Genomic DNA, 17,449 nt, shown 5'->3' on the forward strand with positions numbered 1-17,449 from the left:
AACTGATTTTATCTTGTTAATACTTCATCAATCATTCCGTAAGTTTTTGCTTCGCTAGCAATCATCCAATAATCTCTATCACTGTCATTATGAACTTTATCGATGTCTTGTCCTGAATGTTTAGCTATAATTTCATACAACTCGCTTTTTAATTTTAAAATTTCACGCGTTGTAATTTCGATATCTGAAGCTTGTCCTTGTGCGCCACCTAATGGTTGGTGAATCATCACTCTTGAATGTGGCAAGGCACTTCTTTTTCCAGCTGCTCCAGCGCATAATAAAACCGCACCCATTGAAGCCGCCATTCCTGTACAAATAGTAGCTACATCTGGCTTAATAAATTGCATAGTGTCATAAATCCCTAATCCAGCGTAAACACCTCCACCAGGAGAATTTACATAAATTTGAATGTCTTTAGAAGCATCTAAACTTTCTAAAAACAACAACTGTGCTTGTACAATATTGGCAATTTGATCGTCAATTCCTGTTCCAAGAAAGATAATTCTATCCATCATCAAACGAGAGAAAACGTCAAGTTGAGTTACATTCATTTGGCGCTCTTCCATGATGTATGGCGTCATACCAATTGGCGTTACTCTACTTACCAATTTATCCAAATACAAACTATTGATTCTATGGTGCTTTGTAGCGTAATTTTTAAATTCTTTACCAAAATTCATATATAAAAATATTAAAGGTTTAAAATAAGAACGTCAAACTATAGAGTCTGACGTTCAAAGATAATTATTTTTTATGAGAAATTATTCTTCTCCGTACATTGCTTTAATAAACTCTTGGTAATTTACTTTTTTAGCTTTAGCATTTACTTTTTCCTTGAACAAGTGCATCATTTTCTCATTCATTACTTGTTCTGATAAACGCTTCACTTCATCTTGATTCGACATTACTCTAGCTACGATTCCGTCAATTTCTTCGTCTGTTGGGTTTAATTGTCCAAACTGCGCCATTTGTTGTTTAATTAAAACCGCTGTATGAGATCGTAAATCTTCGAAAGTGATTTGCAAGTTATTCTCAGCAATAATTTTACCCTCGATTAATTGGTAACGCAATCCTTTTTCAGATTTTGCATATTCCTCATTAGCTTGATCTTCAGAAAGTGGATTTTCACCTACAGTTTGAATCCATTTTTTTAAGAATGTTTCAGGCAAATCGAATTTGGTGTTTTCAATTAACGATTCAATTACATCATTTAAAAACTTCTGATCAGCTTGTTGCGCGAATTGACCTTCAGCATCTTCTTTAATTTTAGCTTTTAAATCTTCAACAGAAGTTACAACACCTTCACCAAATAATTTATCGAATAATTCTTGGTTTAATTCTGCTTTTTCTACTGAATTGATTTCTTCGATAGTAAAATTAACTACAATGTCCAAACCGTGTACATCATCGTGACCCACTTTTAGATAATCCATTAATTTGTGATCGTCGTCAAATAAACCTTTGGTTTTTAATTCAACTATATCACCTACTTTTTTACCAACAAATAATTTTGCTGTCTTTTTATCATTGAATATATCTAAAGTAATTGTAGTTGTATTGTTGATTCCTTTTTCTTCATTAGTAAAAGTTCCTCTTAAAGTGTGATCTTCAGCAACTTTATCTTGAGAGATTAATTTACCATATTGCTTTTGAATACGTTCCACTTGTTCGTCTAACATTTTTTCATCAGCAACAATTTCGTATTTTACTACACTTGATTTTGCATTTAAGTCAACTTTAAATTCTGGAGCCAAACCTAATTCAAATTCAAAAGTAAAATCTTCTTTATCCCAATTGAAATCTTCAGTGATTTTTGGAAGAGGGTTTCCTAATATATCTAATTTTTCTTCTACTAAATAATCATTTAAAGAAGCTTGTAAAATTTTATTCACTTCATCTAACAAAACTGCTTTACCATACTGCTTTTCAATTAAGCTCATTGGCACAGCTCCTTTTCTAAAACCAGGAATATTAGCATTTTTTCTGTAATCTGCTAAAACTTTAGCAACTTTGTCAGCGTAATCATTTTTTGAAATTGCTACTGTTACAATAGCATTTAAGGCATCCACCTGCGATCTTGAAATGTTCATTATTTCTTTATTTTTATATCATGAAATTCGGGTTGCAAAATTATATATTTTTTACAACTCAAACAAGTTTTTAATTAATTGAATTTCATATGTTTAAATTTTATTTTTAGAAGTAACATATGGTATCGCCATTTAGTTATAGATATTTGCAAGGAAACGACTTTATTTATGGCAATTTCAGAATACTATAATTTATTCTTCATTAATCAATATTTTATTCATTACAGATTGCCCGAAAGAAAGTAAAATACTGAAAAATAAAGCACTCCAAAATCCGGAAACTAGAAATCCAGAAACGAAATGATCCGCAATTAAAACAATGACTGCATTAATTACCAAAAGAAACAATCCCAAAGTTATTATTGTTGCTGGAATAGTTAAGAAGATTAAAATTGGTTTTAGAAACACATTCAAAACTCCTAAAACTGCCGCAACAATTAAAGCCGTAGTTAAATCAACAACTGTTATTCCAGGCAAGAAATAGGAAATTACAAACACAAGAATAGTTGTAATTAATAATCGGATAAGTAAATTCATGTTTTTATTTTTAAAATTACAAAAAAAAGACACCAAAAATGGTGCCTTTTTCATTTTTTTATAAATACTCCTGTCTTAATTTGTAGGTAAAATATTTATACCTGGGAAATAAGAAGGATGATATAAAGGTAAGTTAGACTTGTAATGTCTGTTAATTACTTTTATAATTTCATTTGTAATAACTGCATATCCACGAGCATTAGGATGTACACCATCTAAAGAAAACAATACAGCTCCTTCATTTGATGGTCCGCTAAAATAGTTAGCCGTATATAATTGTCCAGTTTCAATCCTTAACCCTGAAACTAATTGATTTAAAATTGCATTCATATCTGCTACAGCTAAATTATTAGCGCTTGCAATTGAAATGATAGCATTATTATAAGCGGTTGTTGCAGCTGCAACTTTAGCTCTTTCATTTGCCGTTAACACCCATCTGTTTGCCATTGGGTAAGAAACTCCATTGATATTTGCACCTAAAGCAACTAAAGTAGCCGAAGCATTAGCGTTTGGCGTACCAATAACTCCAGAAGCTGGTAAAACAACTAAATCATTAGCCGTAGCTTGGCGCGCTTTACCAAATGCAGCTCCAATTTCAGCAGCCACTGGCGCAGGAACACCTTGCAACATTAATCCACCTGTAATTTCAGCAGTTCTGTCAATTGCGTCAACATCCCAAATTAAAATAGGGTTTGCAGATGTTCCAGACAAAGGATTAACTCTATTTGGTTCACCAAAAGTTGTAAAAACAGCATCTAAAGGTCCGTATAAGGCTGCATTAAGCGCGTCAATATTTGCTTGACCTCCTAAAGCGGCTGGAGAAAGCGGATTGTAAGGAACAGTAGTAAAATAAGGGATAGATGTAACACTTGGCACAGTTGCAACAACACCTTTAGCTCCATTTGCCGTTAACGTATTTATAATTGTTGAATACACTCCTGCAAAATAAGTTGGATCAGTAATATCATTAGAACCATAACTTAAGGGATTTGGATTTCCAGTTTGATCTACACCCGAACCTCCTGAAGTTGCATATGCTAAAACATCATTAGCACCAATCCAATTGGTAAAGAATGTTGGGTTTTTAGTCATTGCATCACCTAAAACTGTAGCTGCATTAGAAGTCGCATGACGAGCAAAATACGGATTTGACAAACCAATCGCCACAACACCAATATCGCCATAATTTGGTGTTAATAGGTGAAATGATTTTGCTCCCGGCACTCCCATATTATTGTACGCAGTTCTTTGAACATTTGAAACTTCGATTGTAGAAGTTCCTGCAATATTTTCTGGTCTACCTTCGGATGCATCAATAATTAATCTTGTTGGATATTGATTTTCTCCTGTCCCATATTCAATAGGAGCTCCTCCTAACATTAAACCTCCTAAATTATTAACATCATCTGCAAAAGAGGGCTGAGTAAACTCACCACCACCAACTAATGCAAATTTTTGAGCTAATAAATTAGGAAAAGAATATTGTTGACTAACTCTTGAAACAGTTCTATCCATGTAACCTGCAGTTAATGAATTACCCACAGCAACATAAGAAGTAAAATCAGCTTCTCCTGCTGTATAATCTGCATTTACTTCATTCTCAAATTCTGGTTCACACGAAGCAAAACCGAAAGCAGCTAAAACAGCTATATATATATATTTATTTTTCATTGTCTTTATATTTTAAAATTAGAAACCATAAGTTATACCAATACCTGGAGAGAAAACCGAACTTTTATAAGTTCCACCAAAAGGCAAAATATCTCCAGTTCCAGCAGTTGGGTCAGAATAATGGTCATACGAATTATTAACCTCATCAAAATGCAAGTATAAGAAAGAGAAATCAATTCCTAATTTCTTATTTACTTGATAAGTTAAACCTCCAGTGAATCCCATTGAATCATTTCTTGGTGTTTCTGGTGCGAAGTAGCCGTCTTGTACTGGACTTTCATCAAAATACCAACCAGCTCTAAAAGTAAATTTATCTGTTGCTACATACTGAGCTCCTAATCTATAAGTACTCGCGTTTTTGTAGTTTCTAGCATTAACTGATGTTGGAACACTATTCTCAAAATCAACAACCAAAGCATCATAAACACTCCACAAAGTATAGTTGTAATCAAATGCTAATAATAATTTTTCAGAAACCTGAACTGACAATCCAGTTGTTACTTCTGCTGGCAAAGGTAAGTCTGCGTTAAATCTTGTATTACTGAAAGTTCCTTGTGCTATAGCTGGCACATCAGAAAAAGTTGCGTCTCCATTACGTGCTTCCATTATGATTTCTGAACGATAATTCAATCCCAAACGTACTTTTTCTGATGGATTAAACATCATACCTAAGTTATAACCCCAAGCACTAATACCAGTAGCATCCAAAGTAACATCAGCTGGATCTCCATTATCGGATAAAAGTGGATTAGGAGTGATATTTCTATTAAAATTAACTGAACCTCTAGCATAAATTGGCCCTCCACCAATACTGAAATGCTCTCCTAATCTAACAGAAACCGTTGGTTGTACAAAGATTGCTTGTAAATCAATATTGTTTACCAAGTGTGCTCCTTGCCAGTTTTGATCCCATTCAACAGAACTTCCGTATGGTGTGTAAACTGCTAAACCTGCTGTTAACCAATCCGTGATTCTGTATGTAGCATAAACACTAAAAGGAGTTCCTAAATTACTTGTTGAAGCTGTCCAATTGTACTGTGAATTCTGAAATCTTGTTTCAGCAAATAAAGCGTTTCCACCTACCGAAACATTGAATTTATTATCCAAGTAAGCCATACCAGCAGGGTTAAAAAAAGCAACTTCAGCACTGTTTACAACAGCAACACCTGTATGTCCCATTGCTAATTGCTTTTGTCCTTGAATACTAACTCTATATCCACCCGCAAAAGCAGTTGAGCCAGCCAAAGCCAATAATGTTAAAGAAAGTAATTTTCTCATAATGTAAAAATGTGTTAGTTTTTTTGTTGAAATTAATATTATCAATATACCAAAATTAGCATAAAATATGGAATTAACAATATTTTGATAAAAAATATTATGAATGCATAGTATTTTTTTGATTATTTGATAAACTGAATAACATTTAAATAGAATTCTTGTGGATTTTCAGCATGTAACCAATGTCCGGCATTCGAAATTGTTTCCAATTGCACATTAGGGAAATGTAATTTAATAGCATCCCAATCAGCATCCAAAATATAATTTGACTTGTCACCTCTTAAAAATAATGTTGGTTTATCATATTGAAATTCTTCAGAAAGCGACTTCCCTACTGCTTCAATCTTCTCAACAAATACTTTCAAATTAAAACGGAATGCTAATTGCCCTGGCGACTCCCAATACAAACTTTTCAATAAAAATTGTCTTGTGCCAACATCTTTTATATAACTAGCTAACGTTTCATCAGCTTCTTGTCGACTTGGCTTTTTAGAAAAATCGATAGCACTTAAGCCTTCTAAAATTGTTTGATGGTGTTGTGGATAATACTTTGGTCCAATATCAGCAACAATTAATTTTTCAACCTTTTCAGGATATAAACATGCGAATTGCATAGCTACTTTTCCACCCATTGAATGTCCTAAAAGTAAAATTTGATCCAATTGATGAAATTCGCAGTAACGTTTTAAATCTTCAACCATTACTTCGTAATTAAAATCATTGGAATGAAAACTTTTTCCATGATTTCTTAAATCCAATGCATGCACCTGAAATCCGGCTGCTGCAAATTCAGTAGATAACGTTTTCCAATTGTCTAACATTCCCAAAAAACCATGTAAAATAACAAACGGTTTTCCTTCGCCTTCAATTTTTGAATGTAAAATCATGTTGTTTTTATTTTAATTTTTGCAAATACATGTTCACTACATTTTCTAAACCTAAATAAATGGCTTCCGAAATCAGAGCGTGACCAATGGAAACTTCTAATAAATTGGGAATATTTTCTTTGAAAAAACGAATATTATCCAAACTTAAATCGTGCCCTGCGTTAATTCCTAAATCCAATTCATTCGCTTTTAGTGCTGCTTGAATGAAAGGTTTAATTCCTTCTTTATTTCCTAAACCGTATTGATGTGCAAAACTTTCGGTATACAATTCAATTCTATCGGTTCCTGTGGCTTTTGCTCCTTCTACCATAGCTTCATTGGCATCCACAAAAATAGAAGTTCTAATATTATTGCGCTGGAATTCTTGAATGACTTCTTTTAAATAGGATTGATGTTTCAGAGTATCCCAACCTGCGTTTGAAGTTAGCGCTCCAATAGCATCTGGAACCAAAGTCACTTGCGTAGGTTTGCACTCTAAAACCAGATCAATAAAATTGTGTTGTGGATTTCCTTCAATATTGTATTCGGTATGTACAATTGCTTTTAAATCTCTTGCGTCTTGGTAACGGATATGGCGTTCATCAGGTCGCGGATGAATGGTAATTCCGTGAGCACCAAATTTCTGAATATCGGCAGCAACTTTTAATAAATCCGGAACATTGCCTCCTCTAGCATTTCGTAATGTGGCAATTTTATTGATATTTACAGATAATTTTGTCATTGTATTTCTATTTACTTTACAAAAATACAAAGTATTACTAGTATGGATAAGGTATTTTTGATTATTTTGCATAAAATTTCGAGCGAAGATGAACACCCTATTACATTTTTTAAATAGCGATATCAAAGCTTTGAGTAGCACTGACACTATTGAAGAGGCACAAGATTTATTCTTGGAATTGCCTTATTCGCATTTTCCCGTGTTGGAAGGGAATGTTTACATTGGATGTTTAAGCAAAGAAAACACGGATATTTTTAGTCCAATATCAAAAATTGAAGAACACCGTTTTGAATTCAATCGTTTTTTTGTGCGTTCGACTATGATTTGGTTAGATGTTTTAGAAGTTTTTGCTCAGAACGAAACGAATCTAGTTCCTGTTTTAGATGAAAAAAACAATTATTTAGGTTACTATGAATTAGAAGATGTGATTCGTTTTCTTCATGAAACACCATTTCTTAAAGAAGAAGGCGGAATTTTGGTAGTAGAAAAGGATGTTACCCAAATTTCATTTAGTCAAATTTCGCAAATAGTAGAAAGTAATAATGGAAAAATATTGGGAATTTTCATTTCCAATATCAGCAATGGAAAAGCAGAAATCACGGTTAAAATTAGCCAAAGTGATATGAATGAAATTATTCAAACCTTTCGCCGTTATGAATATGAAATTATTTCGGAACACCAAGAAGATTCCTATCTAAACAGTTTAAAAGAACGTTCCGATTATTTAGACAAATACCTTAATATATAAGTCAAATGAAATTAGCACTTTTTGGACAATATTACCAAAGCAATACCGCAGAAATTGTTACTAAAGTCTTAACCATATTACATTCCCACCAAGTACAAATTGTTTTTGAAGCTCATTTTTTGGAAATTCTAAAAGAGAAAGAAATTGTAACTACAGATTTTCCTGTTTTTCACAATTCTAACGAATTAGATTCGAGTTTTGAAGCATTGATTAGTATTGGTGGCGATGGAACTATTTTAAAAGCAGCCACTTATATTCGAGATAAAAATATTCCAATCATTGGAATTAACGCTGGAAGATTGGGATTTTTAGCAACCGTTCAGTTTGAAAATATTGAAATTCAACTAAAAAAATTGTTAGCCAAAGAATACCACGTTTCAAAGCGAACACTTTTAAGTATTACCACAAATCCATCTTACGAAAGCTTTTCTGATTTAGACTTCGCTCTTAATGAAGTTACTGTTGCTAGGAAAGACACCACTTCGATGATTACCATAAAAACGTATTTGAACGGTGAATTGTTAACTTCGTATTGGGCTGACGGATTAATTGTTTCTACACCAACGGGCTCAACAGGATATTCATTAAGTTGCGGTGGCCCCTTATTAACACCGGAAGTAGCTAGTTTAGTTATTACACCAATGGCACCACATAATTTGAACGCAAGACCATTAGTAATCACAGATGATACCGAAATCACTCTTGAAATTTCGGGAAGAGAAGAACAATTTTTGATTTCACTCGATTCTAGAATTAACGCAGTTAGTAAAGATACTGTGATTCATATCAAAAAATCACCATTCACCATCAGCATTATTGAATTCAATGAAGATTCCTTTTTAAACACCATTAGAAAAAAATTACTTTGGGGTGAAGATAAAAGAAATTAGAATTGGTATACAAAAAACAACTTTATTACGTTTTTAAAATAAATTTCCTATCTGTGTGGTAGTGAAATCTATATTGTTATATTTGCAAACTATTTTTAAAATGAAAGTATTAGTTGTTTACATATTTCTGTTGCTAAGTTTTTTGGGTGCAAAAGCTCAAATTAATGAGATTGGCATATTTGTAGGTGGTTCCAATTACATTGGCGACATTGGCCCAACGGATTATATCGCTCCAAGTGAACCAACTCTTGGGTTGTTGTACAAATGGAACAGAAGCACACGTCACTCCTACCGATTTTCAATAAAACATGGAAACATCAATGCAAATGACAAAGACAGTGATGTTCCTGGTAGAAATTTAAGAGGATTTTCATTTACAAATAGTATTACTGAATTTTCTGCAGGTTTAGAATTCAATTTTTTTGATTTCGATTTGCATGAATCAGGAACATTGTTTACTCCTTATGTGTTTACTGGGGTAAGTCATTTTATTTATAATGAAAAGTACATTTTAGGAACTAAGGCAGAAACCGATTATAGAGATAGTGCTTTTGCAATACCCATGATAGTTGGAATTAAAACAAGGTTTTTGGAAAATTTAATTTTAGGTTTTGAAGTTGGTGCTAGATATACATTCACAGATAATTTGGATGGAAGTAATCCAAAGAATGATAATTTTGAAAGTGTACGATTTGGGAACTTGAATAGTAAAGATTGGTATGTGTTTACAGGTTTTACGTTAACCTATACTTTTGGAGACAATCCATGTTTTTGTGCAGAATAATATGACAATGAAAGACAACATAAATCCAGAAAAATTACCACGCCATTTAGCGATAATAATGGATGGAAATGGTCGTTGGGCAAAACAAAAGGGTTTATTGAGAACCATTGGGCATGAAAACGGTACAAAATCAGTAAAAAACACAGTAGAAGCATGTGCAGAATTAGGAATTCAAAATCTAACACTGTATGCGTTTTCAACTGAGAACTGGAACCGTCCAAAATTTGAAGTAGAAACATTAATGAAGCTGTTAATTTCTTCTTTAAAGAAAGAATTAGCTACTTTACAAAAAAACAATATCCGATTAAACGCTATCGGAAATTTAACAAATTTACCTTCGAAAGTTCAAAAAGAATTGGAAGAGGTAATTGAATCAACAGCAGCAAACACTAGGATGACATTAACTTTAGCATTAAGTTATGGCGCTAGAGAAGAGTTGGTTCAAGCTGTTAAAAAAATTAGCGATAAAGTTAAAAATAATATAATTTCATTAGATGCTATTGACGAATCAATTATTAATAAGCATCTTTACACACACAATCTGCCTGATGTAGACTTGGTTATTCGTACAAGTGGCGAACATCGCATAAGTAATTTTTTACTTTGGCAAATAGCATATGCAGAATTTTATTTTTCTGAAGTGCTTTGGCCTGATTTTAAAAAAGAACACTTACACGAAGCAATATTAAGTTATCAGAACAGAGAAAGAAGATTTGGAAAAACAAGCGAACAAATTTCAGAATAAAAAAATGTTTAAAAAAAGTTTACAATTACTTTTTGCCTTTATAGTTTTAGGAAATAGTACAAAATTAGTTGCACAAGAAACAAAACTCGAAAGCGGAAAAGAATACATTCTAGCCGATGTTGAAGTAACGGGAAAATTAAATTATAACGAGCAAACCGTAGTTACATTTACAGGTTTAGAAAAAGGACAAAAAATCGTTGTACCAGGAGAAGACATAAGTAACGCAATAAAAAAACTATGGAAACTTGGGCTTTTTAGTGACGTCAACTTTTATGTAAACGAAATTAAAGGAGATAGCATTTACCTTGAACTTAACATTAATGAACTTCCAAAGTTGTCGGACATTAAGATTAATGGAATAAAAAAAGGAAAAGCGGAAGATTTAATTAAAGAAATTGACCTTAAAAAGGGTAAAATTGTAAACGAAAATTTAATTACAACGACCAAAAACTATATTGAAAATAAATACAAAAAAGACGGTTATTATAACAGTAAAGTATTTATTAACACAATAGAAGACTCTACTTCAACTGAAGTAAAAATGGTAGTAAACATCGATAAAGGAACAAAAGTAAAAGTATCTTCAATAACATTTAACGGCAACGAAGAGTTTACAAATGGGCAGTTAAAAAGAGCTTTTAAGAACACGAAGCAAAAAAATCCAATACGCATATTTAAAGCTTCTAAATACATTAAAGATAAATATCAAGAAGATTTAACTAAAGTAATTGACAAATACAAAGAAAACGGTTTTAGAGATGCTCGAGTTACATCAGATACGGTATCTTACAATAAAGAAAAAAACAAAATTGATATAAAAGTAAATCTTGAAGAAGGAAGAAAATATTATTTTGGAAACATTAGATATCTAGGAAACAGTGTTTATACTGATGCGCAATTAAACCGAATTTTAGGAATTCAAAAAGGTGATGTTTACAACGGAGTTCTCTTGCAAAAAAGAATTGCGGATCAAACCAAACCTGACGGACAAGACTTAACTAATTTATACCAAAATAATGGTTATTTATTCTCAAACATCAATGCCGTCGAAGTAAGAACAGCAAACGATACAATTGATTTTGAGATAAGAATAACTGAAGGCCCTATTGCTTACTTCAATAAAATTACAGTTATTGGTAATGACAAAACGAATGACCGAGTAATTTATAGAGAAATTAAAACTAGACCAGATCAAAAATACAGTAAAGACTTACTAATGCGATCTATTCGTGAACTTGGTCAATTAGGTTTTTTCGATCCAGAAGCAATTAAGCCCGATTTCAAAAATGTAGATCCTCAAGAAGGAACTGTTGATATAGAATACAGCGTTGTAGAGAAAGGTTCAAGTCAAATTGAATTACAAGGAGGTTATGGTGGTGGAGGTTTTATCGGAACCTTAGGTCTTTCATTCAACAATTTCTCTGCCAGAAATATCTTTAAGAAAGATGCTTACAAACCGTTACCAATGGGTGATGGACAAAGAATGGCTCTGCGTTTACAAGGAAGTCAATTTTTTCAAACCTATAGTTTGTCTTTTTCAGAGCCTTGGTTAGGAGGAAAAAAACCAGTAAACTTCTCAGCTTCTATTTCTCAAAGTAAACAGTTTTTATTTGACTTTAGATCAAGAAATGTTGATAGAAACAAAAGTTTTAACATCACTTCATTGAATGTTGGCATTGCTAAGCGATTAAGATTTCCTGATGATTATTTTGTGTTATCTCATAATTTTACATTCCAATATTATGACTTAAACAATTATAATACAGGATTATTCAAGTTTGGAGATGGTTCATCAAGAAATATGGCTTACACCATTGGATTGAGTAGAAATAGTAAAGGAGTTAATCCAATCTATCCTACCTATGGTTCAGAGTTTGCAGTTTCAGGTCGCTTTACTCCTCCATACTCTCTATTTAATGGGATTGACTATGCAAATCTTAAGAACTTAGAAGAGTATAAAGTAAAAACCACTACAATTACTACAATTAATGGTGCAGATTATCCTGCAGGAACTTATCTAGATGCTTCAGGAAATCCAGTAACAGATTTTCGAGATGCTGCAGCAGATCAAGGAAAAATTGATCAAAAAAGATTTAACTGGTTAGAATATTACAAAGTAAAGTTTAAGGCAGATTGGTATACCACAATTTATGAAAAATTAGTTCTAAGATCACTTGGCGAGTTTGGATTTATGGGAGCTTACGATTCTGCAAGAGGTTTAGTCCCATTCGAAAGGTTTTATGTTGGTGGTGACGGTTTAGCTAACTTTGCGCTTGATGGCAGGGAAGTAATTCAATTACGTGGATACCCTAACAACTCGCTTTCTAGTGTTGATGGTGGCACAATCTATAATAAATTTTCATTAGAATTAAGATATCCTATAACACTGAAACAGGCAGCTACTATTTACGGACTTGCTTTCTTAGAAGGAGGAGCAGCATTTGACGATTTTAAAAAATATAACCCTTTTGCAATTCAACGTTCGGCTGGTTTTGGATTGAGAGTTTTCATGCCTGCATTTGGTTTATTAGGAATAGATTTTGCTAATGGTTTTGATAATATTCCAGGTACAAATCAGAAAAGCGGATGGCAAACCCATTTCATAATTGGACAACAATTTTAGTATTTAAACGTTTTTAATAAATGGAAATTGACAATTAGAAATATTTCATATCTTTCGGAATAATTTACAATTGCAATTTTTTCAATGAAATTTAAAAACTTATCATGAAAAAAATAGTTTTACTCTTTACTTTAGCAAGTACTTTTTTGACATACTCTCAAGGAAGAGGTGTGAAAATTGGCTATATTGATATGGATTATATTCTGGAAAAAGTTCCTGAATATGCCGAAACCAAAAACCAACTAGACCAAAAGGCACTTAAATGGAAACAAGAAATTGAAATCAAAAGAAACGAAATCAATAAACTAAAAGAATCTTTAAAAACAGAACGTGTTCTTTTAACAAAGGAGTTAATTGAAGAAAGGGAAGAAGAAATTGCTTTTCAAGAAAAAGAACTTTTAGAGTATCAAGAAAAAAGATTTGGCGCTTCTGGTGATTTAATCGTTCAACGAACGATGTTAATTAAACCAATCCAAGATCAAGTTTTTACTGCTATTCAAGATATTTCAGAACAAAAGAAATATGATTTTATTTTTGATAAATCTTCCGATTTAACCATTTTATTTGCCGCTCAAAGATTTGACATAAGCGAGCAAGTTATACGTGCAATTGGTAGAGCTCAAAACAGAGAAAAACTTTCCAAAAAACAATTAAAAGAGCAAGAAAGCAAAGAGGCTCTTGAAGACATGGAAGATGAAAACCCTGAATTAGCTGCAAGAAAAACCGCACTTGAAGAAAAAAAATTAGCCAGAGAAAAATTGTTAGAAGAAAAGAAAGCGGAACGTGAAAGATTAATTGAAGAAAGAAAAAAAGCAGCTGAAGAAAAGAGAAAAAAATTACAAGAAGAAAGAGATGCTAAGAAAAGTGGCACAGTAATTGAAAAGGATAATCCAGAAGCTAAAGAAGAAGACAACAAAGAAACTGTTGAAACTGTAAGCCCAGAAGATAAAAGAAAACAAGTCGAAGAAGAAAAAGCTAGAAAAGCGGAGGAAAGAAAAAAAGCTTTGGAAGAGAGAAGAAAAAAAATTCTTGAAGAAAGAGAAGCTGCTAAAAAAGCAAAAGAAAACGAAAAAAAAGATTAGTATTAATAAACCTGAATTAAATTATAAATTAACATGAAACAAATTAAAACCTTAGTAATCGCATTAATCCTTTTTGTAGGAACACAAATAAATGCACAAACAAAAGTTGCGCACATTGATGTTCAAGAACTAATGACTAGCATGCCTGAAATGAAAACGGCACAAACGCAATTAGATAAAATCAAAGAGCAGTACGACAAAGAATATCGTACAATGGTTCAAGAATACCAAACAAAAATTCAAAAATACGAACAAGAAGCTCCTACTGCTGGCGACGCAACAAACGATGCTCGTACTAAAGAAATGCAAGATATGGGTAGTCGTATTCAACAATACCAACAAAGTGCTGGAAAAGAATTACAACAAAAAGAAATGGACTTATTAAAGCCTATTTTAGAAAAAGCGCAAGCAGCAATTCAAAAAGTAGCTAAAGCTAAAGGATTTGAATATGTTCTTGACGCAACAAATGGAAGTGGTGTTTTAGTTGCAAACGGAACTAACCTTTTACCAGATGTTAAAAAAGAATTAGGATTCTAAATCAAAAAATATTTAATTGAACTGCTCAAAAAATCATCCTTTTGAGCAGTTTTTTTTTACATTTGTTTTATGAACAACACTTCAAACCCAATAGGCCTTTTTGATTCTGGTGTAGGAGGAACCTCCATTTGGAAAGAAATCAACAACCTGCTACCAAATGAAAATACGATCTATCTCGCTGATAGTAAAAATGCTCCCTATGGACAAAAGACCAAAGAAGAAATCATTCATTTGAGTTGCAAAAACACAGATTTTTTATTGGAGATGAATTGTAAAATTATTGTAGTAGCTTGTAATACTGCCACCACAAATGCTATAAAAGTGTTACGCAAAAAATATGATGTCCCATTCATTGGCATTGAGCCTGCAATTAAACCAGCCGCAATAAACACCAAATCTAATGTCATTGGAATTTTAGCAACCAAAGGAACATTGAGTAGCGAATTATTTCACGAAACAGCCTCTAAGTTTACCAATATACAAGTAATGGAGCAAATTGGCCACGGCTTGGTTGAATTAATCGAAAATGGCAAGATAGATTCTTCCGAAACAAAGCAGTTACTAGAAAAATATTTAAAACCAATGATTGCCAATAAAATGGATTATCTGGTTTTGGGATGCAGTCACTATCCTTATTTAATTCCCCAAATTAAAAAAATAATACCAAAAAATGTAACTATTATCGATTCTGGAGAAGCAGTTGCTAGACAAACCAAATTTGTTTTAGAGCAAAACAATATTTTAAATCTAGAAATTACTAAAGGAGAAACTATTTTTTATTCCAATGGAAATCCCGAAGTTTTATCACTCTTAATTCAAAGACAAAATAATGTATTCTATCGCGATTTTTAATCTTGATCTTTAAACCATCCCGAATACATTACGTAATTATTAGAAATTCTTTCAATTTCTCCAGCAAAATCACTTTGGTCTATATCTTTCACTTTTCTTGCTGGAACTCCTGCATAAATAGTTCCTGATGGAACAATTGTATTTTGTGTAATTACCGAACCCGCAGCTACTATTGCATTACTTTCAACAACACAATTATCCATTACAATAGCTCCCATTCCAATTAAAACATTATCATGGATGGTACAGCCATGTACAATTGCATTATGTCCAATCGATACATTATTACCAATTACTGTCGGATGTTTTTGATACGTACAATGAATTACAGCACCATCCTGAATATTAACTTTATTTCCAATAGTTATTGAATTTACATCACCACGAACAACAGCATTAAACCAAATACTGCATTGGTCACCAATTTTTACATCACCAACAATCGTAGCATTTTCAGCTATATAACAATCTTCTGGAATTTGTGGTGATTTTCCATTTACCGATTTTATTATCATATTATGGGTAATAAAAATGTCCCGAAAAAATCGGGACAAATTAATATATTATTAAATCAATTAGTTTACAGCTGGACAGTTACAATCCCATTCAGCAGCTCTACAGAATACATCAAATCCTAGAGTAATTTGATGGAATCCTCCATTGTCAAACTTAACATCGCCTAACAAATGTGAATAGGTATAAGCAAACATGAATTTCTTATAATTTACACCAACGATTGGTGTTATATATTGCAAACGTTGTCTTTCAATTGATGATCCATTACTTGCTAAATATTCTGCTTGATCAAAAGCTCTTCTGTAAGACAAACCACCCCACATTCTTCCAAAATCAAGATTTCTATATACTTTCAAATTCAAATCAATTGTTCGTTCTTTTGTTTCTTGAATCCACTGAAACATAAATGAAGGTTCAAATAATAATTTATCAGCATCTCCAAAAACGGCTCCTGCACTCCATAAAATTTTTCTTAAGTTATCAGACTCAATTTCTTCAGTGTACAATTCTCTTCGGTTAGCCAAAAAGTTTTTAACTGTTACATGAGTAAAGAAATCCATATAATGATAAGAAACTCCTAAATCAACATTGAAATAAGCATCTTTCTGAATTACACCTGGAACAATTCTTGGATCAAATTCAACGAAATCAGTACCATCAATTGAACTTTGCACAAACGCTCCACTTAACCCAAAAGACAATTGATTTAAATCTGCCGTACTTCTTGAAAATCTCAAATGATGCGCATAAGTTAACTTAGCTCCTCTTTGCGAATGATACCCATTTTTATCATTAAAAATAATCATACCCATTCCTGAAATACCATCTTCATCTAGAGCAGTATTAAAACTAACGGTTTGTAATGCTGGAGCATTTTCTTGCCCCATCCATTGCTGACGAGCAGTCAACCTTACTTTTCCACAATTAGCAGCTCCTGCCATTGACGGGTGAATTAAATAATAATTATCCGATAAATAATCTGAATATACCGCAACACCTTCTTGTGAAAATGCCAATTGCGACAGTAAAAATGCTAAAAATAAATATCCTCTTTTAAAATTCATTTTAGTTAACGTATTAATGAGAAATGTGCTTTAAATGTTTTTGGTTGTTCGTTTTCTAAATAATCTACTGTAAACCAGTAATCTGTTGATGGTAATTCCGCCCCATTGAATCTTCCATCCCATCCTTGTCCTTGTGGGCTAATTTGTTTCAACAGTTTACCATATCTGTCAAAAATATAGATTCTTGCTTCAGGTTGGTCTTGTAATCCAATAATATTCCAAGTATCGTTAAATCCATCTCCATTTGGTGTGAAAAATGGCGGGTAATCTATTACCAATACTTCTATAGTCAAATATGTACATCCTTGTGTATCGATTACAGTCACTGTATGTAATCCTGCTGAAACGCCAGTGAAAACATTTGATTCTTGGAAGCCTTCATCATCTAACTGATATAGTAACGTTCCTGTTCCGCCTGTTACAC

At 32.6% G+C, this 17,449-nt stretch carries 18 protein-coding genes; 8 read left to right on the forward strand and 10 right to left on the reverse strand.

The annotated features are described in order from the left end of the window. Positions 1 to 8: 8 nt before the first annotated feature. The 7 genes from clpP to DPN68_RS02800 form a co-directional block, all read right to left on the reverse strand. Positions 9 to 680 carry an ATP-dependent Clp endopeptidase proteolytic subunit ClpP gene (gene clpP, locus DPN68_RS02770; protein ID WP_113988066.1) on the reverse strand — a complete coding sequence of 224 codons (672 nt, stop codon included), beginning with the start codon at positions 678 to 680 and terminating at the stop codon, positions 9 to 11. An 81-nt stretch (positions 681 to 761) separates the two neighbouring features. Next, the gene (gene tig / locus DPN68_RS02775; protein ID WP_113988067.1) at positions 762 to 2,090 is read right to left on the reverse strand and encodes a trigger factor; all 1,329 of its coding nucleotides are present in this window, start codon (positions 2,088 to 2,090) and stop codon (positions 762 to 764) included. A gap of 192 nt (positions 2,091 to 2,282) precedes the next feature. After that, positions 2,283 to 2,627 (reverse strand): phage holin family protein, encoded by a 345-nt coding sequence (locus DPN68_RS02780; protein ID WP_113988068.1) that lies wholly within the window; start codon positions 2,625 to 2,627, stop codon positions 2,283 to 2,285. 75 nt (positions 2,628 to 2,702) lie between these two features. Next, the gene (locus DPN68_RS02785; protein WP_113988069.1) at positions 2,703 to 4,298 is read right to left on the reverse strand and encodes a G-D-S-L family lipolytic protein; all 1,596 of its coding nucleotides are present in this window, start codon (positions 4,296 to 4,298) and stop codon (positions 2,703 to 2,705) included. A gap of 18 nt (positions 4,299 to 4,316) precedes the next feature. Then, the gene (locus DPN68_RS02790) at positions 4,317 to 5,576 is read right to left on the reverse strand and encodes an OmpP1/FadL family transporter (RefSeq protein WP_193477825.1); all 1,260 of its coding nucleotides are present in this window, start codon (positions 5,574 to 5,576) and stop codon (positions 4,317 to 4,319) included. Positions 5,577 to 5,698: 122 nt separating this feature from the next. Beyond that, positions 5,699 to 6,460, reverse strand: a complete 762-nt coding sequence (locus DPN68_RS02795; protein ID WP_113988090.1) for an alpha/beta fold hydrolase — start codon at positions 6,458 to 6,460, stop codon at positions 5,699 to 5,701. 10 nt (positions 6,461 to 6,470) lie between these two features. Continuing rightward, the gene (locus DPN68_RS02800) at positions 6,471 to 7,184 is read right to left on the reverse strand and encodes a pyridoxine 5'-phosphate synthase (RefSeq protein ID WP_113988070.1); all 714 of its coding nucleotides are present in this window, start codon (positions 7,182 to 7,184) and stop codon (positions 6,471 to 6,473) included. Positions 7,185 to 7,272: 88 nt separating this feature from the next. Between DPN68_RS02800 and DPN68_RS02805 the strand changes: the two genes are divergently transcribed. The 8 genes from DPN68_RS02805 to murI all read left to right on the forward strand — a co-directional run bounded on the left by DPN68_RS02805 (position 7,273) and on the right by murI (position 15,445). After that, complete coding sequence (locus DPN68_RS02805; RefSeq protein WP_113988071.1) at positions 7,273 to 7,932, forward strand: CBS domain-containing protein; 660 nt, start codon at positions 7,273 to 7,275, stop codon at positions 7,930 to 7,932. A 5-nt stretch (positions 7,933 to 7,937) separates the two neighbouring features. Then, positions 7,938 to 8,822: an NAD kinase gene (locus tag DPN68_RS02810; protein ID WP_113988072.1), complete on the forward strand. Its 885-nt coding sequence runs from the start codon at positions 7,938 to 7,940 to the stop codon at positions 8,820 to 8,822. Positions 8,823 to 8,922: 100 nt separating this feature from the next. Further along, a complete protein-coding gene (gene porG, locus DPN68_RS02815; RefSeq protein ID WP_113988073.1) occupies positions 8,923 to 9,606 on the forward strand; it encodes a type IX secretion system protein PorG in 684 nt (227 codons plus the stop codon). Position 9,607: 1 nt separating this feature from the next. Further along, positions 9,608 to 10,351, forward strand: coding sequence for an isoprenyl transferase (locus DPN68_RS02820; RefSeq protein WP_113988074.1), 744 nt, complete (start codon positions 9,608 to 9,610; stop codon positions 10,349 to 10,351). Positions 10,352 to 10,355: 4 nt separating this feature from the next. Next, positions 10,356 to 12,974, forward strand: a complete 2,619-nt coding sequence (locus DPN68_RS02825) for a BamA/OMP85 family outer membrane protein (RefSeq protein WP_113988091.1) — start codon at positions 10,356 to 10,358, stop codon at positions 12,972 to 12,974. Between the two features lie 104 nt (positions 12,975 to 13,078). Further along, a complete protein-coding gene (locus tag DPN68_RS02830) occupies positions 13,079 to 14,056 on the forward strand; it encodes an OmpH family outer membrane protein (protein ID WP_113988075.1) in 978 nt (325 codons plus the stop codon). A gap of 33 nt (positions 14,057 to 14,089) precedes the next feature. Continuing rightward, positions 14,090 to 14,593: an OmpH family outer membrane protein gene (locus DPN68_RS02835; protein WP_113988076.1), complete on the forward strand. Its 504-nt coding sequence runs from the start codon at positions 14,090 to 14,092 to the stop codon at positions 14,591 to 14,593. Positions 14,594 to 14,662: 69 nt separating this feature from the next. After that, on the forward strand, positions 14,663 to 15,445 hold the full coding sequence (gene murI, locus DPN68_RS02840; RefSeq protein WP_113988077.1) for a glutamate racemase: 783 nt from the start codon (positions 14,663 to 14,665) through the stop codon (positions 15,443 to 15,445). Here murI and DPN68_RS02845 read toward each other — a convergent pair. The 3 genes from DPN68_RS02845 to DPN68_RS02855 form a co-directional block, all read right to left on the reverse strand. Continuing rightward, a complete protein-coding gene (locus DPN68_RS02845) occupies positions 15,442 to 15,960 on the reverse strand; it encodes a gamma carbonic anhydrase family protein (RefSeq protein WP_113988078.1) in 519 nt (172 codons plus the stop codon). The two genes, murI and DPN68_RS02845, sit on opposite strands and share 4 nt — an antisense overlap. A 60-nt stretch (positions 15,961 to 16,020) precedes the next feature. Further along, positions 16,021 to 17,025, reverse strand: a complete 1,005-nt coding sequence (locus DPN68_RS02850) for a PorP/SprF family type IX secretion system membrane protein (protein ID WP_113988079.1) — start codon at positions 17,023 to 17,025, stop codon at positions 16,021 to 16,023. 5 nt (positions 17,026 to 17,030) lie between these two features. Beyond that, positions 17,031 to 17,449, reverse strand: a 419-nt coding sequence (locus DPN68_RS02855) for a T9SS type B sorting domain-containing protein (RefSeq protein ID WP_133256557.1), incomplete at its 5' end; no start/stop codon positions are given.

This window comes from Flavobacterium tibetense (genome assembly GCF_003293845.1).
GTDB lineage: Bacteria > Bacteroidota > Bacteroidia > Flavobacteriales > Flavobacteriaceae > Flavobacterium > Flavobacterium tibetense.